General features: G+C 70.2%; 9 protein-coding genes. 8 read left to right on the forward strand and 1 reads right to left on the reverse strand.

The window, feature by feature from the left end:
- Positions 1–67: 67 nt before the first annotated feature.
- On the forward strand, positions 68–2,071 hold the full coding sequence (gene recQ / locus ACYVGQ_RS06860) for a DNA helicase RecQ (RefSeq protein WP_460783816.1): 2,004 nt from the start codon (positions 68–70) through the stop codon (positions 2,069–2,071).
- Positions 2,072–2,255: 184 nt separating this feature from the next.
- Here recQ and ACYVGQ_RS06865 read toward each other — a convergent pair whose 3' ends face one another.
- A complete protein-coding gene (locus ACYVGQ_RS06865) occupies positions 2,256–3,521 on the reverse strand; it encodes a TetR/AcrR family transcriptional regulator (protein WP_460783817.1) in 1,266 nt (421 codons plus the stop codon).
- A gap of 139 nt (positions 3,522–3,660) precedes the next feature.
- Here ACYVGQ_RS06865 and ACYVGQ_RS06870 point away from each other — a divergent pair, with 139 nt between their 5' ends.
- The 7 genes from ACYVGQ_RS06870 (at position 3,661) to ACYVGQ_RS06900 (ending at position 21,500) form a co-directional block, all read left to right on the forward strand.
- Complete coding sequence (locus ACYVGQ_RS06870; protein ID WP_460783818.1) at positions 3,661–4,959, forward strand: MFS transporter; 1,299 nt, start codon at positions 3,661–3,663, stop codon at positions 4,957–4,959.
- Entirely contained in the window at positions 4,959–6,740 is a 1,782-nt protein-coding gene (locus ACYVGQ_RS06875; protein ID WP_460783819.1) for a glycoside hydrolase family 3 protein, read from the forward strand. The genes ACYVGQ_RS06870 and ACYVGQ_RS06875 overlap by 1 nt, the downstream gene beginning before the upstream one ends.
- Before the next feature lie 305 nt (positions 6,741–7,045).
- Positions 7,046–13,783, forward strand: coding sequence for a hypothetical protein (locus ACYVGQ_RS06880; RefSeq protein WP_460783820.1), 6,738 nt, complete (start codon positions 7,046–7,048; stop codon positions 13,781–13,783).
- An 85-nt stretch (positions 13,784–13,868) separates the two neighbouring features.
- Positions 13,869–15,218, forward strand: a complete 1,350-nt coding sequence (locus tag ACYVGQ_RS06885; RefSeq protein ID WP_460783822.1) for a copper amine oxidase — start codon at positions 13,869–13,871, stop codon at positions 15,216–15,218.
- A 301-nt stretch (positions 15,219–15,519) separates the two neighbouring features.
- Positions 15,520–19,461 (forward strand): choice-of-anchor G family protein, encoded by a 3,942-nt coding sequence (locus ACYVGQ_RS06890; protein ID WP_460783823.1) that lies wholly within the window; start codon positions 15,520–15,522, stop codon positions 19,459–19,461.
- An 87-nt stretch (positions 19,462–19,548) separates the two neighbouring features.
- The gene (locus ACYVGQ_RS06895; protein ID WP_460783824.1) at positions 19,549–20,367 is read left to right on the forward strand and encodes a DUF5819 family protein; all 819 of its coding nucleotides are present in this window, start codon (positions 19,549–19,551) and stop codon (positions 20,365–20,367) included.
- Complete coding sequence (locus ACYVGQ_RS06900) at positions 20,364–21,500, forward strand: HTTM domain-containing protein (protein ID WP_460783825.1); 1,137 nt, start codon at positions 20,364–20,366, stop codon at positions 21,498–21,500. The genes ACYVGQ_RS06895 and ACYVGQ_RS06900 overlap by 4 nt, the downstream gene beginning before the upstream one ends.
- The last annotated feature ends 1 nt before the right edge of the window (position 21,501 follow it).

Here is a 21,501-nt window from a genome sequence, read left to right on the forward strand (position 1 = left end):
CGACATACACGGGCTTCTCCTGTGGAGACGGCCCGTGGATGTCGTCGCGGGTCGTTACGCTGGAGGGATGCCGCAGACTCCCCGAGATCCATACGAGGATCTGCCTCTGCCCGAAGAGCCGTGGGACAACGCGTATCCGCCCGAGGAGATGGACTGGGTTCCGCCGGAGGGCACGTGGGAGCCGCCGCTCGACTGGGGGCGGGGGCCGGTGTCGCCCGTCTCGACGGGCCCGGAGGGCGGCGGCGCGGCGGCGCCGAGCCGGTACGCCACCGCGCTCGATGCGCTGCACACGGTCTTCGGCTACGATGCGTTCCGCGGTGACCAGGCCGCGATCGTCGAGCAGGTCATCGGCGGCGGCGACGCCGTCGTGCTGATGCCGACAGGCGGGGGCAAGTCGGTCACCTATCAGGTCCCGGCGCTCGTCCGCGAGGGCACAGGGCTCGTGATCAGCCCCCTCATCGCGCTCATGCACGATCAGGTCGACGCGCTCAGGGCCAATGGCGTGAACGCCGCGTACCTGAACTCCACGCAGTCGATCGACGAGCGCAGGGCGGTGGAGCGCGCGTACCTCGAGGGCGAGCTCGATCTCATCTACGTCGCCCCCGAGCGGCTGTCGAGCCCGTCGACGACCGCGCTGCTGCAGCGCGGGAAGCTCAGCGTCATCGCGATCGACGAGGCGCACTGCGTGTCGCAGTGGGGCCACGACTTCCGGCCGGACTACCTCTCCCTCGGAGACCTCGGCGAGCGCTTCCCCGGGGTGCCGCGCATGGCGCTCACCGCGACGGCGACCAGGGCAACGCATCAGGAGATCACCGAGCGACTGCACCTGGATGCGGCGAGGCACTTCGTCGCGAGCTTCGACCGTCCCAACATCCAGTACCGGATCGTGCCGAAGGTCGACCCGCGCAAGCAGCTGGTGGCCTTCATCCGTTCCCTGCCCGAGGGGGCGGCGGGCATCGTCTACGCGCTGAGCCGCAAGTCGGTCGAGCAGACGGCCGGCCACCTCGCCGCGCAGGGCTTCGATGCGCTGCCGTACCACGCGGGGCTCCCCGCCGAGGTGCGGGCGGCGAACCAGTCGCGCTTCCTCCGTGAGGACGGCGTCATCATGGTCGCCACGATCGCATTCGGCATGGGCATCGACAAGCCGGACGTCCGCTTCGTCGCCCATATCGACCTGCCCAAGTCCGTCGAGGGGTACTACCAGGAGACCGGTCGCGCAGGACGCGACGGCGAGGCGTCCATCGCCTGGATGGCCTACGGCCTCGGCGATGTGGTGCAGCAGCGGAGGCTCATCGATCAAAGTCCAGGAGACCGCACCTTCAAGATGCGCATGGGCCAGCACCTCGATGCGATGCTGGCGCTCTGCGAGACGGTGGAGTGCCGCAGGCAGAACCTCCTCGGCTACTTCGATCAAGAGTCGCAGCCATGCGGCAACTGCGACACCTGCCTCGAGCACCCGGAGACCTTCGACGGGCTCGTCCCCGCCCAGAAGCTGCTGTCGACGATCGTGCGCCTCAAGCGCGAGCGCAATCAGGCCTTCGGCGCGGGGCACCTCATCGACATCCTGCGCGGATCCTCCAACGACAGGATCAGGCAGCAGCGCCATGAGCAGCTGGCCACCTACGGCATCGGGAGCGACCTCTCCGATCAGGACTGGCGCAGCGTCGTCCGGCAGCTCCTCGCGCGGGGCGTCCTCGTGGCCCAGGGCGACTACGGCACGCTGGCTCCCGGCGAGGCGGCCGCCGGCGTGCTGCGCGGCGAGACGCCGGTGCCGCTGCGCAAGGACACGATGGGCAGGGTGAGCGGGGGGAGCCGTGCGCGCAAGGCCTCGGCCGCAGAGACGCTCGGCGAGGGCGATCGCGGGCTGTTCGAGACGCTGCGCGCCTGGCGTGCGGAGACGGCCAGGGAGCAGGGCGTGCCGGCCTACATCGTCTTCGGCGATGCGACCCTGCGCGCGCTCGCGGAGCACCGGCCGACGTCACTCGCCGACCTCGACGGGATCACCGGGATCGGGGCGAAGAAGCGCGAGGCGTACGGTGAGGCCGTGATCGCCGTGATCGCCGCGGACTGAGCTCGGTCTGCGGCCCTCCCGGGCCGTCAGCCGGTCCGCTGCCGTGCCTTCCTCCGACGGCTGTCGGTTCGGAACGCGGCCGTTGGGGGATTCCGGCCGATCCGGCCGACGGGTGTGTTTCCGGCCGACGGGTGTCGGGTGCCGACAGGGTCGGCAGGAGCCGGGATGCCGGCTGACGTCGGCCTCAGGCGGGCAGCACGTCGGCCAGGTGAGCCTCCAGATGCGCGGCCACGTCGACGGCATCCCGGTCGTAGAGCCACTGGTACTGCAAGCCGTCCCAGAGCGCGACGAGCCAGATCGCCTCGTGCTCCGGGTCGCGGTGCGTCGGCAGGGCGCCCTCGGCCTGCGCCGTGCGGAACAGCTCCGCGAACTGATCGAGCGCCTTCGTGAACCGCGACGCGAAGTAGTCGTGCGCAGGATGCGTGGCGGGCACGGCCTCGCAGGACAGCACCGCGTATACCTCGATGAGGCCCGGCGCTGCGACGGCGTCGTCCGCGGCTCCCGCGGGGAGACCGCGGAGCTCCGCTGCGGCACTGCTCCCGGGGACGTAGGCAGGCCTGGCCGAGATCGACCGGTCGCGCTCGGCGAGCACGGCGCCGAGCAGCGACTCCTTCGTGCGGTAGTGGTGCATGAGCGACGACTTCGAGACGCCGACCTTCTCCGCGATGCTCCGCAGGCTCGTGTCGCCGTAGCCCTCCTTCGCGAACAGCGCCATCGCGTCGGCGACGATCCGGGCGCGCTTGCGGCGTCCTGGCGCGTAGCCCGACTCGTCCTCTGCCGCGAACACGTCCTCGATCCTCGTCCACGCCACGGGAGCCGCGGCCGTCCCCGTCTCCCCGGACTCGCGCCATCCCCGGGGAACCGCGAGCAGCGACTCGTGCTCCTCCAGCATCGTGACGACGTCCACCCGCTCCGGCAGATACTGCTCGAGCAGCTGGAGCCCGTCCCAGGCCGCAGCCAGGCGCACGGCCTCGTCCTGGGGATCCCGGTCCTCGGAAACCGTGCCGTGCAGGACCGCGTCCTCCATGACCTCGGACGATGTCGCGATCATGCGTGCGTAGCGCTCGCGCATCACCTCGTGCGCGGGATGGGAGGCCGTGGAGGCCTCTCCCGTCAGCGCCGCGTACAGCGCGAGGTAGCCGCGGGTCCGCTCGTTCCGGCGCGCGATCTCGACGAAGGGGATGCTCCCCGGCTCCCCGGCGGCGGCGATGGCGTCCGCCGCCTCGATGTTGTCGTTCTCGAGGGATTCGACGACGGTCGCGAGGAGCTCGTCCTTCGACGAGAAGTGCTTCAACAGGCCGGGATGGCTCACGCCGGCTGTCACCGCGATGCTCCGCAGCGAGGTCGAACGGTAGCCGTAGGCGACGAACATCTCGCGGGCCGCGAGGACGATGCGCGCTCGCGTCTCTTCTGCGCTCGCCTTGCGCGGTCTCGGCACTGCAACGATCATCGTCGCCTCCTTCCGTCGCCTCCCATTCTTGCTCATTACCAAGTGGTCGTCTTTCAGTTACCAAATGGTCGGGTTTGGTGTATCCTCATGCATGAAGCCGCGTCGCTGAGGACAAGCGGCACACCCGAGAGGACCACCCATGACAGAGATGTCATCCGCCGCGACCGCCGCCGCCATCGGCACGACCGGCTTCAAGGCGCCGGGCACGACCCCGGCCAGGACCCCGCGCGGCTATACGCCGGGACTCGCCGCCGTGAACTTCGGCGTCTTCCTCGCCCTGCTCACCCCGGTGATGGTGTCGATGGCGTTCAAGATCCAGCACATCGATCCCGACGGCGCCACCGCGAGCCTCGGCCTCGTCCTGGGCGTCGGCGCCTTCTTCGCACTCATCTGCAACCCGCTGGTCGGACGCCTCTCCGACCGGACCACCTCGCGCTGGGGCATGCGTCGCCCCTGGATCCTCGGGGGCGGCATCGTCGGCCTCGGCGGATTCCTCGTCATCGGGATCGCCGACTCGGTGTGGGTCGTGCTGCTGGCCTGGTGCCTCGTGCAGGCATCCATGAACGCCGTGCTGGCCGCCGCGAACGCGACGCTTCCCGATCAGGTGCCCGTCACCCGTCGCGGCAGGGTCTCCGGCATCGTCGGCATCACCACGCCGCTCGCGATCCTCGCCGGCAGCTTCATCGTCAACTACCTGCCGGGCGACTTCGAGCGCTTCGCGGTCCCCGCGTTCATCGCGATCGTCCTGATCGTCGTGTTCGTGCTGGTCCTGAAGGACCGTCGCCTTGCCGAGAAGCCCGCCGAGCGGTTCACGATCGGACTGTTCTTCCGCTCCTTCGTCTTCAACCCGCGCAAGCATCCCGACTTCGGATGGACCTGGCTGACGAAGTTCTTCGTCATGTTCGGCTACGCGGGCATCGCGACGTATCTGCCGTACTTCCTGCAGGACAGGTTCGCGCTCGACGAGCAGGCGACGGTGTCCACGATCCTCCTCGCCAACGTCGCCTCGACGATCGCGATGGCCGTGTCCGCGCCGCTGGGCGGGTTCCTCTCCGACAGGATCGGCAAGCGCCGCCCCTTCGTCGCGCTCGCCGGGGTGATCATGGTCGCCGGTCTCCTGCTGCTCGCCTTCGCCCCCAGCATCGAGGTCGTCGTCGTCGCGCAGGCCATCATCGGCCTCGGCGCCGGCTCGTTCCTCTCCGTCGATCTGGCGCTCGCCACCGAGGTGCTCCCGAACCCGGCGGACACCGCCAAGGACCTGGGCGTGCTGAACATCGCCAACGCCCTGCCGCAGTCGATCGCTCCGGCCATCGCCCCCGCGATCATCGCGGTCGGCGCGCTGACCCCGCTCGGCGGCTACTCGGTCTGGTATCTCTTCGGTGCGGTCATCGCTCTGCTGGGCGCGGTGCTCGTCTACCGGATCAAGGGGGTCAAGTGATGACGGACGTCGCTATGCAGGCGAATCCTCCGGACGCCGTGGCCGATCGCCCGTGGCTCGACGCGGCCCTGTCCGTCGATGAGCGCGTGCAGCTGCTCCTGGACGCCATGACAGTGGAGGAGAAGGCCGGACTCCTCTTCCACACGATGATCGCGATCGCCGATCTCGACGAGGCGAACGCCGCGTTCGACATCCCCTCCGCGCGGGAGCTCATCGAGGGCAGGCGGATCACGCACTTCAACCTCCTCGGCGCGGCGCCCCGCGCGCGGGACATCGCCGCGTGGCAGAACGAGATCCAGCGGCTCGCGGCATCCACGCGCCTGGGGATCCCCGTGACGCTGTCGACCGACCCGCGCCACTCGTTCAGCGACAACCCCGGCGCGGCGATCATGGCCGGGCCGTTCTCGCAGTGGCCGGAGACCCTGGGTCTCGCGGCGACGCGCGACGAGGGGCTCGTCGCGCGCTTCGCCGACATCGCGCGGCAGGAGTACACCGCGGTGGGTCTGCGCGTCGCCCTGCACCCGCAGGTGGATCTCGCGACCGAGCCGCGCTGGGCGCGCCAGTCGGCGACCTTCGGCGAGGACGCGGAGCTCAGCGGCCGCCTGGGGGCCGCGTACATCCGCGGCTTCCAGGGCGCGTCGTTCGGCCCCGGATCGGTGTCGACCATGACGAAGCACTTCCCCGGCGGCGGCCCGCAGAAGGACGGCGAGGACCCGCACTTCCCGTATGGGCGGGAGCAGGTCTATCCCGGCGGGCAGTTCGAGCTGCACCTCACCCCTTTCGAGGCGGCGTTCGCGGCCGGCACGCGGCAGGTCATGCCGTACTACGGGATGCCGGTCGGCACCGGCTACGAGGAGGTCGGGTTCGGCTTCAACAAGTCCGTCATCACCGGCCTCCTGCGCGAGCGCTACGGCTTCGACGGCCTGGTCTGCACGGACTGGGGCCTGATCACCGACGCGGAGATCTTCGGGCAGCCCTTCCCCGCGCGGGCGTGGGGCGTCGAGGATCTCACGCCCCGGCAGCGGATGAAGAAGGTCCTGGACGCCGGCGCCGACCAGTTCGGCGGCGAGGCGTGCCCGGAGCTGCTGCTCGAGCTGCTCGCCGACGGCGAGGTCTCCGAGGAGCGTCTGGACGTGTCGGTGCGCCGCATCCTGCGCGAGAAGTTCGAGCTGGGGCTGTTCGAGGATCCCTTCGTCGATGAGGATGCGGCCGACGAGATCGTCGGCCGTGCGGACTTCCGCGCCGCCGGCGAGGCCGCGCAGCGTGCCGCGATCACCGTGCTGACGAACTCCGGCGCGCTGCCCTTCCCTCGCGGTCTGAAGCTCTATGTCGAGGGCGTCGAGGTCGAGGTCGCCGCGGAGTACGGGGAGATCGTGGCCTCACCGGCGGAGGCGGACGTCGCCGTGCTGCGCCTGCAGGCGCCGTTCGAGGAGCGCGCCACCGTCTTCGAGAACTTCTTCCACGCCGGCTCCCTCGCCTTCCCGGAGGAGGTCGTCGCCCACGTGCGCGACATCGCGGCGTCCGTGCCGACGGTCGTCGACGTGCTCGCCGACCGTCCGGCCATCCTCACGGAGATCGTCGACGCCGCCGCGGCCGTCACCGTGAACTGGGGAGCATCGGGGGCGGCGCTGCTGGACGTCCTGAGCGGAGCGGCGGCGGCGAGGGGTCGTCTGCCCTTCGACCTTCCGCGATCGATGTCCGCGGTCGAGGACTCGCGTCCCGATGCGCCCTTCGACACGGCCGATCCGCTGTTCCGGTTCGGGCACGGCCTGGAGCTCTAGGAGCACCACCATCCGCCCTGTCGGCTCAGGCCGTCAGGGCGGATCATCGTTCCGGAAGAATTCCCGGTGAACGCGAGTCTGCCACGGGGAACCCGTCGCTGTCGAGAATTCCGCAGGAATCCGGGAAGAGGACGCGGACGACCGGGATCGCGGAGCGCGTCCGGGACGGGACGATCGCGGAAATTGGTACTTGACGAACCTCTCAGCCGACCCCCAGACTCCCAGCTAAGGGAGAGATCCCGTCAACAAAATAGTTGGCTCCTGGGGGGGAGCTCGCCTCATCGTTACTCGGATGAGGAGGGAAAATGTTCACTCGTGAACATGCAGGGAAGGTGCCGGACGGGACGAATCGACGAGCGCGGCGAAGGCTGCCGCAGCTCGTCTCGGGCGTCGCTTTCGGAGTCGTAGGAGTTCTGTTCGCGTCGAGCGCCGCGTCTGCGGCAGGGCTCGACACGTATCCGGGCGACCCGACCGAGGCTGAGGCCAGCATCGCCGAGGTGACTCTCGGCGGAGCCGATGTGCTCGGACTGGCGCAATCGAACAAGGGGTCGATCTCGAACCCCGGCACGGAGACGACGCCGTTCGCCGGCTCGATCCTCGGAACCGAGATCGTCGACTTCGGGGACGGGATCAGCATCCCCCTCGATCAGTTCATCGACTTCGGCCAGGCGGGCGTGCTGCTCAGCGAGGCCACGGCGACGGACGGCCAGAACGGCGAGGGCATCTCGGGAATCGCCGGCGGCGACGGCGGGCTGACGCTCGAAGGCGCAGACGCCGAGTTCGGAACCGCGCAGATCGACCTGCTCTCGCTCTTCGAAGCGGCGGGGGTCGACGGGATCACGGACCTCGCGATCGACCAGGCGGACTTCTCGTTCGGGCTCGGCGGCGCGTGGGCCGAGGCGATCGACGGCATCATCCAGGACCCCGACACCGTCGGCGGACTCGGCCAGTACCGGGTCGGCGACGCGAAGATCGAGATCCACTCGCCCGTCATCGAACAGGCCGCGGACGGCTTCAGCAGCGCTGCCGGGATGATGGAGCAGACCATCGTCGACGCGATCAATCCTGTGCTCGCGCTCGGCACCCTCATCCCCGGTGCGACGATCGACACGACCGTGACGAGCGACATCCGTCAGAACGTGCTGGACGCCATCCTCCTGGGGCCGATCACCACGGACGACGGCCTCGCCTCCATCGACATCGGCGCGGGCACGCTCACGATCGACATCGGCCGCATCGGCGGCAACGACGACGGCGTGATCGATCGTCCCGTGGGCATCAACAACCAGGATCCGAACACCGAGCTCATCGACGACGAGACGTATCCGTTCATCGCGTCGAGCGTGCACGACGTCATCGAGGAGGTCATCGACCTCGCGGTGCAGACGGCGATCGAGTCGCTCGAGAGCGTGAACCTCAACTTCGAGATCTCCTCGCTCGGGATGACGGCCGGCTGGGACCTGAACCTCGCCGGACAGGTCTCGGACTACTCCTGCAGCCCCGGAGGCCTTCCGGGGATCGCGCTGTGCGCCACGCTCAACGCCTTCGTCGGCACGGTTCCGGCGCTGATCGCCCCGGTGGTCGCCGGCTTCACCACGCCGGGCAGCCCGCTGTACCTCTACGACGCGTTCACCCTGATCAAGACCGATCTGATCACCGTGCCGGTCCGTGCGGTCGCCGACCCCTTTATCGAGATCGTCTCGAACGTCTTCTCGGTGCAGGTGAACCATCAGGTGACGGAGACCTGCACGCCACCGGGCGGTGGCGACGACCTGCCGTCGGCGCTGGAGGTCTCGGCGCTCAGCCTCGGCATCGCGGGAGGGCTCGCGCGGTTCAACGTCGGCAATGCCGGCGTGCGCGTCGACGCCTGCCTCCTGGCCGCTCCCTCGCTGTCGGCCTCGTCGCCGGTCCCTGCGGGCGGTTCGTCGACGATCACCTCGGGCGGCTGGGAGCCGAACGAGGACGTCACCCTGCAGCTGAACGGACCCGATGGCGAGCCTGTCGGCGAGCCGGTCGTCGTGACCGCCGACGCCACGGGGACGCTCCCCGAGGGCACGCTGGTCCCGATTCCGGCGGACGCGGATGCCGGTGACTACACGATCACGGGCTCGAACGCGGGTGGCGACGCCCTCAGCGCCGATGTGACGGTGTACGCGCCGACGCTCGACGTGTCGTCGCCGGTCGCGCCCGAAGCCTGCGCCGCGATCACCTCCGGCGACTGGCTGCCGGACTCCGAGGTCTCCTTCCAGCTCTCCGGTCCGGACGGCGCCATCGGCGACCCGGTGGAGGTGACGACGGATGCGACGGGAGCCGTCCCGGAGGGCACCTGCGTCCCGATCCCGGCCGGCACCCCGGAGGGCGAATACACCCTCACGGCCACGGACGACAACGGCGCGGAGCTCACGACCGACCTGGTCGTCGAGATCGGCGCGCTCGCCCCGACGCTCTCGGTGACGTCGCCGGCTCCGGCCGGCGGTGAGACCACGGTGACCTCCGGCGGCTGGAACCCGGCGTCGCAGGTCAGCCTGCAGCTGACGGATCCGGCCGGCGAGCCCGTCGGAGAGCCGAAGCTGGCGATGACGGACGGCGACGGCGACGTCCCGACCGGCACCACGGTTCCGGTTCCGTCCGACGCTCCGGCCGGTGACTACACGGTGGTCGGCACGGATCTCGACGGCAACAGCGTCTCGGCGGAGCTCGAGGTCTACGCTCCCACGCTCGACGCGCAGTCCCCGGTCGCACCGGGCGCCTGCTCGGCGATCACCTCCGGCGGCTGGCTGCCGGACTCCGAGGTCTCCTTCCAGCTGACGGACGCCGACGACGCAGAGGTGGGCGCCGCCGTTGCGGCGGTGACCGATGCCGACGGCAATGTGCTCCCCGCTGTCTGCATCCCGGTTCCGGATGACGCGCCCGAGGGCGAGTACACGGTGACCGGCACGGATGCGAACGGTGCGACGGTCAGCGACACGGTGACCGTCGACGCGGCAGCCTTGAGCCCCGTGCTCACCGTCACGTCGCCGGTTCCGGCCGGCGGCGAGACCGCGGTCGCATCCGAAGGCTGGAACCCGGACTCCGACGTCAGCCTGCAGCTGCAGGATCCTGACGGCGCCGCTGTCGGCGACCCGGTCGTCGTGACCACGGACGGCGACGGCGCGATCCCGGCCGGCATCACCGTCCCGATCCCCGAGGGCTCGCCCGCGGGCAGCTACACGGTGGTCGGCACGGACGCCGACGAGAACAGCGCCTCCGCCCTTCTGGCGGTATACGCGCCGGTGCTCACCGCATCGTCCCCGGTTCCGGCCGGTGACGAGATCACGGTGACCTCGACGGGCTGGCTGCCGGACTCGCCGATCGAGCTGCAGTTCACGGACGGCGACGGCGACCCCGTCGGCCCCGCGGTGCCTGTGACGACGGACGGCACGGGCGCGGTCCCGGCCGGCACGACCATCCCGGTCCCGCTGGACACGACCCCCGGCGCGGACTACTCCGTGGTCGGAACCGACGAGAACGGCGCAGAGGCCTCGGCTCCGGTCGAGGTGACCGCTGCGGTGATCGATCCGACGCTCACGGCCACGTCCCCGGTTCCGGCCGGCGGCGAGACCACGGTGACCTCCGGAGGCTGGATCCCCGGCTCGCAGGTGAGCCTGCAGCTGCAGGACGCCGACGGAGCCGACATCGGGGAGCCTGTGCCGGTGATGACCGACGGAGACGGAGACGTCCCCACGGGCACCACTGTTCCCGTCCCCGAGGACGCCGTGGCGGGCGAGTACACGCTCGTCGCCACCGATCTCGACGGCAATGAGGCATCCGACACCGTGACCGTCTACGCGCCGGTCATCGACGCGGCCTCTCCGGTCCCGGCCGGAGGAACCTCGACGATCACCTCGTCGGGCTGGCTGCCGGATGCTTCGGTGACGCTGCAGCTGACGGATGGCGCCGGTGAGCCGGTCGGCGAGCCGGTCACGGTTCTCGCCGACGGCACGGGTGCGATCCCGGCCGGGACGACGGTCCCGATCCCCGACGGCACCGCGCCCGGCGCGGACTACGCGGTGGAGGCGACCGACGGCACGGCGACGGTATCCGACGTGATCGAGGTGACAGCTGAAGGGATCAACCCCGTGATCGAGGCCACGTCCCCGGTTCCGGCCGGTGGCGAGACCACGGTGACCTCCGAGGGCTGGACCCCCGGATCGTCGGTCGACGTCCAGCTGACCGACGAGGCCGGTGATCCGGTCGGCGAGCCGACGACGGTGACCACGGACGGCACGGGAGCATTCCCGGCCGGGACCACCGTCCCGGTTCCGGCGGATGCCGCGGCGGGAACCTATACGGTCGTCGCCACGGACGAGGACGGTGTCGAGGTCTCGGCTCCGGTCGCGGTGTACGCCCCGACGCTCGAGGCGGAGTCTCCTGTCGCTCCCGGCTCCTGTGCGGACATCACGTCCTCCGGATGGCTGCCCGGCACCTCGGTGACGCTGCAGCTCCAGGATGCCGACGGGAACGATGTCGGCGACCCGGTCGTCGTGACGACGGATACGGCGGGCGATGTTCCCGCCGGCACCTGCGTCGAGATCCCCGCGGACGCCGAGCCCGGCGAGTACGAGGTCGTGGCGACCGATGACGACGGAGCGGAGATCACCGCACCCGTGACGGTCGACGCGACGGCGATCGCGCCCACCATCGAGGCCACGTCCCCGGTTCCGGCCGGTGGCGAGACCACGGTGACGTCGGACGGCTGGATCCCCGCCACAGAGGTGAGCCTTCAGCTCACCGACGGCGACGGAGCCGCGATCGGCGAGCCGGTCGAGGTGACCACCGATGGAGAGGGCGCCATCCCGGACGGCACTGTGGTCCCCGTGCCGCTGACCGCCGTGCCCGGTGCCGACTACACGGTCGTCGCGACGGATGAGAACGATGTGGAGGTCTCGGCTCCGCTCGAGGTCACCGCCGCCGTCCTCACTCCGGCGTTCTCCGCCACGTCCCCGGTTCCGGCCGGCGGCGAGTCGACGATCCAGTCGACCGGATGGGTCCCCGGATCCGAGGTCACGCTTCAGCTGACCGACGACGCCGGCGAGCCCGTCGGCGAGCCGGTGGTCGTGGAGGCGGACTCGACGGGAGCGATCCCTGCGGGCACGACGGTTCCGGTTCCCGCGGACGCTGCTGCGGGCGACTACACCGTCGAGGCGACGGACGAGTTCGGCAACGAGGCATCCGCCCCGCTGTCGGTCTACGCGCCGACGCTCTCGGCCACCTCTCCGGTGATCGCCGGTGACGCCACCACGGTGACGTCGTCCGGATGGCTGCCCGATTCGACGGTCACGCTGACGCTGACCGACGCGGCGGGCGACACGGTCGGAACCCCGGTGGAGGTCACGGCCGACGCGACCGGTGCCATCCCCTCCGCGGTCACCCTGGTCGTTCCCGCCGGCACTCCGGCCGGAACCGACTACGAAGTGGTGGGCACGGACGCCAACGGAGCGGAGGCCGCCGACACGATCGAGGTCGTGGCGGAAGGCGCTCCGACCCTCACGGCGACGTCTCCGGTTCCGGCCGGCGGCGAGTCCGAGGTCGAGTCCGGTGGCTGGGCGCCCGGCACGGAGGTCACGCTTCAGCTGACCGACGGCGACGGCGACCCTGTCGGCGAGCCGGTGATCGTGGTGGCGGATGAGGACGGCAACGTCCCCGACGGCACCTCGGTTCCGATTCCCGCTGACATCGCCGCCGGCGACTACACGATCGAGGGTTCGGACGAGGAGGGCAACGAGGCTTCCGCCCCGCTGTCGATCTACGCGCCGACGATCGCTGCGACCTCGCCGGTGACGGCGGGCGGAGCGACGACCGTGACGTCGTCGGGCTGGCAGCCGAACTCGGTGGTCACGCTGCAGCTGACGGATGAGGCCGGCGACCCGGTCGGCGACCCGGCGGAGGTGACGACGGACGGCACGGGTGCGATCCCCGCGGCGACCACCGTCGCCGTTCCGGCCGATGCCGCCGCCGGCGAGTACTCGGTCGTCGGAACCGATGAGAACGGCGCCGAGGTCTCGGCTCCGATCGAAGTCGAGGCGGCGGGCACCACGCCGACGCTGACGGCGACGTCTCCGGTTCCGGCCGGCGGGGTCTCGACCGTCGTCTCGGAGGGCTGGGGTCCGGCTGCGCCGGTGAGCCTTCAGCTCGTCGACTCCGCAGGAGAGCCGGTCGGCGATCCCGTGGAGGTGACGACGGACGACGACGGCAGCGTCCCGGCCGGTACGAGCGTCCCGGTCCCGGCCGACGCCACGGCCGGCGTGTACTCCATCGTCGGTACGGACGAGGACGACAACGAGGCATCCGCCCCGGTGGCCGTCTACGCTCCGCGACTGCTGGTGGCGTCTCCGGTTCCGGCCGGCGGCTCCTCCGCGGTCACCTCCGACGGCTGGACGGCGAACTCGGCGGTCACGCTTCAGCTGATCGACGACGCCGGTGACCCGGTGGGCGACCCCGTGGCCGCCGCCGCAGACGGCGCCGGCGCGCTTCCCGCCGGGACCGCGGTTCCGGTTCCCGCTTCGGCTCCTGCCGGCACCTACTCGATCAGGGCGGTCGATCAGACCGGCGCTGAGCTCGAGGCGGCGCTGGCAGTCGTCGCGGCGACGGACGCGTGCACCGATCCGACCATCACGGTCTCCCCGGCTTCGGTCGAGGCGGGATCGACGGTGACGGTGACGGGCACCGGATTCGCGGCGGGCAGCACGGTCGAGGTGCAGCTGTACGACGACGGGGGAGACGCCGTGTTCGCATCGGCGCTCGCCACCACGGTCGGCGAGAGCTGCGGCTTCGTCCTCTCGGCGGAGGTCCCTGCGGGAACCGACCCCGGGGTGTACGAGGTGATCGCGACGGATGCCGCGGGCAATGAGGCATCCGTTCTCCTGACGATCGCCGCCACAGGTGGTCTGGCGACGACGGGTGGTGTCATCGGATCCTCCCTGCCGCTGGCGATCATCCTGATCGCGCTGGGCGCCTCGGCCCTCATCATCCGCCGACGCGGCGTGGTGGACGGCCAGCTGTAGAACGAAGGAAAGGATGGTGGCGGTCCGCCTGTCGGGCCGCCACCATCCTCTGCGTCCGCACGAGGCCGCACGGAAGGGTAGAGAGATGAGCACGCGCGCACGGTACGCGACGCTGGTGACGATCGGCGCGATGATCGCGCTCGCCGGCTGCACGGTCGCCGAACCGGATGCCGCCCCTGCGCCGACCCCTGCGGCCACGGCCGTCGCCGACCTCGACTGCGGCGAGGGACAGGAACTGGCCAGGACGCTCTCGAGCGGCGCGACGTGGTCGATGTGCTGGTCGGTCGACCCGCAGCTCGGACTCGTGCTGTCGAACGTGCACATCGCGCCGCCTGACGCCGCGCCCATCAGCCTCATCTCGACGATCTCGATCTCTCAGCTCGAAGTGCCGTACGACAGCGGGCAGCGCCTGACGAGCGACATCACCACCGCCGGATTCGGCGGTACGAAGATGAAGACCCTGGAAGAGGAGTCCTGCGCGGGCGATCGGCTCGCCGCCGACATCCCGGACGTCGGCGACGGGACCTACGGGGAGATCCGCCATCGCGAGGTGCTGTGCTCCGAGGTCGTCGACGGAGGACTGGCGTACCACTCCAGCGATCTGATCGCCCCCGCCGTCGAGCGCAAGACCGTATGGCAGCTCTCCACCGTCTCCCGCGTGGGCTGGTACGAATACGTCACGCAGTACGTGTTCGGCGCCGACGGCTCGATCCGCGTGCGACTGGGGGCGACCGGCGACCTGTCGCCCGTCGACTACACCGACGAGGAGCACGGGCACGCCGTGGGAGAGGGGGACCACGATCATGCGGCGAGCCATTCGCACAATGCGGTGTGGCGGGTGGACTGGGCTCTCGGCGGCGAGTCGGCGATGGCGGTCGAGCAGTACGACGCCTCGCCGACGGGAGAGGAGGGCCCTGAATCTCCGATCCTGGAGGGCACGCTGACCCCGCTGCCGAACCCGACCACGGCGGAGTGGGTGGATCGTCGCTGGTGGCGGGTGCTCGCACCGGAGGTGCAGAACGCCGATGGGCATCCGATCTCGTACCAGATCGATCTGGAGCGCAGCGATTCCTTCGCGTTCGTCGAGGACACCGAGCACGGTGCGGATGCCGGATACGACGTCGCCTTCACGAACGCCGACGAGTGCGAGCTGTATGCGACGAGGAACGGGCTGCGGGGGTGCGGCACCGGTGTGAACGACTTCGTGGCGAGATCCGCCGACGAGACGCTCGACGACGTCGTCTCCTGGGTGGCGATCGGCTTCCATCACGTGCCGCGCGACGAGGATCAGTCGCCGATGGAGCTGCACTGGCAGGGGTTCGCGCTGCTGCCGCGAGACCTCACCGCTCAGCGATTCGACGTGCCGGAAGGCCGTGAGGAGCTCAACGGGGTGCCCGGCGACGAATGGAAGACGGACGACGACCTCGGGGAGTGATCGCGGTCAGGGACGGGCGCGCGAGGAAAGCGTCCGTGCATAACGATCCGATATCGGAATCTTCCGCGCGGCTCGCAGAGTCCGGAGAGGCCAGGTGTCGCATCCATCTCTTTTCATCACCTTTCCTGTCCTCCCCGCCATCCCGTCTTCACGCTCTGTTTCCCCTTGTTTCTGGGAACATGCTGGACAGATGCCCTCAGATGGCGGAATACTGACCGGTACACGAGCTCTGTCGGCACTTGCCGGCTCCTGGGGAGGGTCTTGTGACGCGAACGTAGTCCGCATCACGGGAGGGCAGTAAATGAATAGCAAGGGGAGGACTCTGCGGAGACGCAGAGCTATTGCAGGAGGGCTCGGTGGCCTCACGGCGGCCGCAGTCGTCATCGGAGGGATCGTCGGACCGCTCGCCGCTCAGGCTGCGATCACGGATGACTCCGAGGCGGAAGGTCGTCTGATCACCGGCAGCGCCGGACCGCTCGACCTCAACGCTCTGGCCGAACTGGGCGGTGCGTACAGCGCCGACCCGAGCTCCCCCGGGGAGGTGAACCACCCCGTCGATGTGGGAGTCCTGAACGCCCTGGACATCGACCTCGGCGACGGCCTCCAGCTGTTCGGCGAGAACGGCATCCTCGCGCTCGGCGCCCTCGGCCAGTACGCGAACACGGCCGAAGGAGAGCCGCCGCTCGCCTCCGCCGGCCTCGTCCTCGCGGACGGCAGCATCGCTCCGGCCAGCGGCGACCCGACCGAGAACGCCTACCTCGACCTCGGCCCGATCCTGGAAGCCGCAGGGCTCGACGCCCTGCTGGACGACGCGCGGCTCGAGCTCGGTGCGATCTCCGCGCTCGCGACGTATGACGAGGACGGAGAGCCGGTCGGCGACTACCAGATCGCCAACGGAACCCTTCTTCTCACCAGCCCGACGATCGCGGGGCTCTCGACGAGCCTCGTCGGCGTGCTCGACCAGGTCTCCGACCCGATCAACGACCTCGTCGGCGAGGGCGGCGTGATCGAGAGCACGATCGACCCGCTGCTCGATGGACTCGCCGACACCCTCAACACGGTGCTCCTCGGCGTCGGATCCATCGATGACCTCGGCGTGACGGCGACGGTCGACGTCGACCTGGAGGCCGCCGTCGAGTCGCTGCTCGCAGAGCCGCTCACCTCGGAAGACAGCGTCCTCACGATCGACCTGTCGACCGGAACCGTGAGCGTCGACCTGGCCCGCCTCGTCGCGGACACCCAGGGCGGCGATTACGACGGCACGCTGAACGGCCTGCCGGCGAACACCGAGCTGCTCGACCCCGACCTCGTCCAGGCAGCGCTCGACGGCGCCATCGGATCGACGCTGGACCAGATTCCCGCCCTGCTGGTCGAGGCGGTGACGGACGCGCTGAACGCGGCCGATGTCAACATCGCGATCACCGGTGAGATCAACCTCCTGTTCGCCCAGGTGGGAGCAGTGAACGTCGAGCTCTCCGGCACTCTCGGCGGCTTCATCGGCGTGCCCGGCTCGACGCCGCCGACGACGAGCACGGACGGCACGACGATCATCGGACTGCCGGTGGGGGATCTCCTCTCGCCGATCCTCACCTTCGTGACCAACACGGCGCTGCCCGCGCTCGTGACTCCGCTCGCGGAGGCGATCACGGATGAGGGGACGCTGGACACGCTTTTCCGTCCGATCGTCGAGACCGCCAACGCGCTGCTCCAGCCGCTGTTCGGGCTCGTCACGAACAATCTGCTGTCCCTGACCGCGAACGTGCAGGAGACGCCCGGCGACTTCGTCGACGCCGATGGCTACGACGAGGGCTCGTTCACCGAGCGCGCCCTCCAGCTGACGCTGCTGCCCGCTCTGGGCACGCCGCTGCTGGAGATCTCCCTCGCCTCTGCGACGGTTCGCGCCGTTGCGGAGGAAGCCGCTGACGTGGCGATCACGTCTCCCGCGGACGGGGACGAGTTCACCGTTCCGGGTGAGGACGACACGGCCTCGGTCGACGTCTCCGGAACCGGTGAGCCCGGAGCCACGGTGACGGTCTCGATCCCCGGCCTCGAGGATCAGGAGACCGTTGTCGAGGAGGACGGCACCTGGACGGTGACCTTCCCGGACGTTCCGGTGGGCGACCACACCATCACCGCCTCGCAGACGGGCGGGTCCACGGACACGGTGGACGTGAGCGTCGTCGTCGACGACGAGGGCGATGCCGAGGTGAACACGAACGCGGCGGCCTCGGCCTCCGCCTCGGCCACGGCGGACGACGACAGCAACGCCTCGGCTCAGGTCGCGGCGCAGGCTGCGGCTCTCGCGGACGCATCGACCACGGCCTCGGCTGCGGCGGATGCGAGCGCTGAGGCTGCGGCCGAGGTCGCCGCCACCGCTGACGCCTCCACGGCAGCGACCTCCGACGCGACGACGGATGCCACCTCCTCGGCAGCCGTCGCAGCGCAGGCCGCCGCGCTGGCGGACGCCTCGGACGACACGGCCGCTGAGGCCTCGTCGGCCGCGGACGCCACGCCCGCCTCGTCGGCGCAGGCTGCGGCTGTCGCGACCTCCTCGGCCGACGCCTCCACCGCAGCTGCGGCGGACGCTGACGCTGATGCGGATGCTGAGGTGAACACGAATGCCTCGGCTTCGGCGTCGGCTTCGGCGACGGCGGATCCGGACAACAACGTGGCGGCTCAGGCTGCGGCTGTCGCTGCGGCTCTGGCGGATGCGACGTCGTCGGCTTCGGCTGCGGCGGACCCGGATGCGGAGGCTGCGGCGGAGTCCGCGGCGACGCCGGATGCTTCGGCTGCCGTCTCTGCTGATGCGACCACCGACGCCAACGCCTCGGCTGCTGTCGCGGCGCAGGCCGCAGCGCAGGCGGACAACTCGTCGACCACGCAGGCGGATGCCACCTCGGCCGCGGATGCCAACCCGGCGGCCTCGGCCTCCGTCGCGGCGATCGCGACCTCCTCGCAGGACGCCTCGGCCACGGCTGCGGCGGATGCTGAGGTGAACACGAATGCCTCGGCTTCGGCGTCGGCTTCGGCGACGGCGGATCCGGACAACAACGTGGCGGCGCAGGCTGCGGCGGTCGCTGCGGCTCTGGCGGATGCGACGTCGTCGGCTTCGGCTGCGGCGGACCCGGATGCGGAGGCTGCGGCGGAGTCCGCGGCGACGCCGGATGCTTCGGCTGCCGTCTCTGCTGATGCGACCACCGACGCCAACGCCTCGGCTGCTGTCGCGGCGCAGGCCGCGGCGCAGGCGGATGCCTCGGATGACACGAATGCCTCGGCTTCGGCCGCGGCGGACGCGAACCCGGCGGCTTCTTCGCAGGCTGCTGCTGTTGCGACGTCGTCGGCGGATGCTTCGGCTGCTGCGGCGGCGGATGCGGACGCTGATGCGGATGCTGAGGTGAACACGAACGCTTCGGCTTCGGCGTCGGCTTCTGCGACGGCGGATCCGGACAACAACGTGGCTGCGCAGGCTGCTGCTATCGCGGCGGCTCTGGCGGACGCTTCCTCGACGGCTTCGGCTGCGGCGGACCCTGACGCGGAGGCCGCTGCTGCGGTCGCGGCGACGGCGGATGCCTCGACCACGGCTTCGACCGACGCGACCACGGACGCCAACGCCTCTGCCGCTGTCGCAGCGCAGGCCGCGGCACAGGCGGACAACTCCTCCGACACCAACGCCACGGCCTCGGCCGCGGCGGACGCCAACCCGAACGCCTCGGCTGCCGCCGCTGCGACGGCGACCTCCTCCGCCACGGCTTCGGCCACGGCTGCGGCTGACGCCGACGCGGAGGCTGCGGCGGACCCGTCCGCCGAGGCCACGGCATCCACCTCTGCCGATGCGGATGCGGACGCGGACGGCGAGCTCGGCATCACGGTCAAGCACCCGACGCTGGAACGCGGCGAGTCGCAGACCGCGATCGGCACCGGCTTCGAGCCGGGCGAGGTCGTCACGGGTGTCATGCACTCCACTCCGCTGGCGCTCGGCACGCAGGTCGCCGACGACGAGGGCACGGTGACGTTCACCTGGACGATCCCGGCCGGCACCGAGCTGGGTGCGCACCAGGTGATCCTCACCGGTGCGACCTCCGGCGCGGTCAGCGGGCCGTTCCAGGTCGTCGCGGCGGGCCTCGCCGGCACCGGCTCCGACGCACCGATGGGATGGATCGCCCTCGGCGTCCTCCTCCTGGTGCTCGGCGTCGGGACGGCTCTGGTGGCCCGCTCGCGTCGGGTGACCGCGGCCGCGGAGTGAAACAGGACGCAGTAAGGACGCAGTAAGAGAGGTCGGGGCCGTCTCCCAGGAGGCGGCCCCGACCTTCCGTCATGAGAAGGACCGTGCATGAAGACGAAGCCCGAGTCGCCTGAGAACCAGGAGATCACCCTAGCCGCAGCTGCCGTCGTTGCGGTGAGACCCAAGCCCACCTGGTGGGTCCGGCTGATCGCCGTGGCAGCCTGCCTGCTGACCCTCTGGCACGTCTTCGCCTCCTTCCTGTGGATCGCGCCGTACTCGGCGCTGCGGGAGGTTCCCACGCAGGACGCCCTGACCGCGTACATGATCCCGATGTTCGGCCAGTCCTGGAGCGTCTTCGCCCCTGAGCCGATCAACGGCGACTACCACTTCAACGTCCGCGCGGTCATCGAGGTCGACGGCGAGGAGGTCGAGACCGGATGGGTCAGCGCGACCGACGTCGAGCTGTCGATGATCCGGTACAACCTCTTCCCGCCCCGCGCCGGCGTGCAGTCCAGCGAGGTCGCCAGCGGTCAGATGAACGCCTACAACAAGCTGAACGCCGATCAGCAGGCCGTCGTCGCGCTCGACTTCGACGAGGGCGACGGGGAGGCCTGGATGGAGCGCTCCTTCGACAACCTCGAGGGCGAGGGCCCGTCCACAGCGGCGTACATGGCGGAGGAGCACCTCTCCACCGCATACGCGACGCAGGTCGCCTACGCCATCTGGGGCGACGACGTCGTCAAGGTCCAATACCGTGTCAGCCGGCAGAACGTCGTGCCCTTCGCCGAGCGGAACGATCCAGACGCCCAGCGCCCTGAGCCGACCTTCTCCACCACGGGCTGGCGGCTTCCGATCGAGGAGGAGGGACAGAGCCGAGAGGCCTTCCGGGACGTCTTCCTCGCCCAGTTCGAGAGGAACCAGAAGTGAGCGCGGTCGACGACAGGACGGCAGAGACCGCGCCGGCACCATCCGGGACCGGCGCTCCGGAGGCTCAGGCGGCCCGGGCCTCGTTCCTCTCCCGTCTGCTGACCTTCGCCGGGTCCATGATCGCCGGCTTCTGGGCCATGGTGCTCTCGGCGATCGACCGCATCTCCTCCTTCGTCGAGGGATGGCTCTTCGGCGGGAAGAAGGCGCTCTACGGCCTCGCCGTCACACGCATCCTGTTCGGGCTCACCGCGATCGGGCTGCTCGCCGCGAACTTCGGCACGAGGCTGTACACCTTCGGCCCCGGCTCGGCCTGGAACGGCGAGCTCGCCGAGCCCGTCAGCGATTTCTCGAAGATCTGGTTCTTCAGCGCCTTCCACGCCGTCATGGGCAATGCTGCGCTGTACACGCTGCTCTACGCGCTGCTGGGCGTTCTGGCCGTCCTCTTCACGATCGGATGGCGCTTCCGCATCGTGCATCCGATCTTCTTCTGCATGTGGGTCGGCTTCATCGAGGCGAACGACATGGTCGGCGACCAGGGCGACAACATGTTCCGCATCGCCCTGCTGCTGCTGTTCTTCGCCGACCCCGCCGCGCGCTGGTCGATCGACGCCCGCCGGCGGGCGAAGAGCGGCGAATGGTTCACGCCGGGCGGATCGTTCTCGCAGATCGGGACGGTGCTGCACAACCTGGCTCTCGTCGCGCTGACGGCGCAGGTCTGCTTCGTCTACGCATCCGGAGCCCTCTTCAAGGCGGGCGGCGACCCGTGGGCGGAGGGCTACGCGGTGTACAACCCCTTGCACACCGCGCGATTCGGCACCTGGCCGGTGCTCAGCGAGCTGTTCACCTCCTGGGGGCCCGGCGTCGTGCTGCTCAGCTGGGGATCGATCCTCCTGCAGGTCGCCTTCCCGCTCATGCTGCTCACCCGCCCCACGCGCCTGGTGGGCCTCGTCGGCATCCTGTCGTTCCACATCGGCATCGCCGTCCTGATGGGTCTGCCATGGTTCTCGCTGACGATGATCGCGATCGACTCGATCTTCATCAGGGATCGCACGTGGTCGCGGCTGAGCACGGGCGTCGCCAAGCGCTGGGAGGCGGCGAAGAACGCGCCACCGCCCGCCAGGGTCTCGATCTGAG

The organism is Microbacterium tumbae, assembly GCF_054780175.1.

What these genes read in the sequence shown, in the direction of transcription:
- recQ (WP_460783816.1), top strand. Translation starts at nt 68, where the DNA reads ATGCCGCAGACTCCCCGAGATCCATACGAGGATCTGCCTCTGCCCGAA.
- ACYVGQ_RS06895 (WP_460783824.1), top strand. Translation starts at nt 19,549, where the DNA reads ATGAAGACGAAGCCCGAGTCGCCTGAGAACCAGGAGATCACCCTAGCC.
- ACYVGQ_RS06870 (WP_460783818.1), top strand. Translation starts at nt 3,661, where the DNA reads ATGACAGAGATGTCATCCGCCGCGACCGCCGCCGCCATCGGCACGACC.
- ACYVGQ_RS06890 (WP_460783823.1), top strand. Translation starts at nt 15,520, where the DNA reads ATGAATAGCAAGGGGAGGACTCTGCGGAGACGCAGAGCTATTGCAGGA.
- ACYVGQ_RS06880 (WP_460783820.1), top strand. Translation starts at nt 7,046, where the DNA reads ATGTTCACTCGTGAACATGCAGGGAAGGTGCCGGACGGGACGAATCGA.
- ACYVGQ_RS06885 (WP_460783822.1), top strand. Translation starts at nt 13,869, where the DNA reads ATGAGCACGCGCGCACGGTACGCGACGCTGGTGACGATCGGCGCGATG.
- ACYVGQ_RS06875 (WP_460783819.1), top strand. Translation starts at nt 4,959, where the DNA reads ATGACGGACGTCGCTATGCAGGCGAATCCTCCGGACGCCGTGGCCGAT.
- ACYVGQ_RS06865 (WP_460783817.1), bottom strand. Translation starts at nt 3,521, where the DNA reads ATGATCGTTGCAGTGCCGAGACCGCGCAAGGCGAGCGCAGAAGAGACG.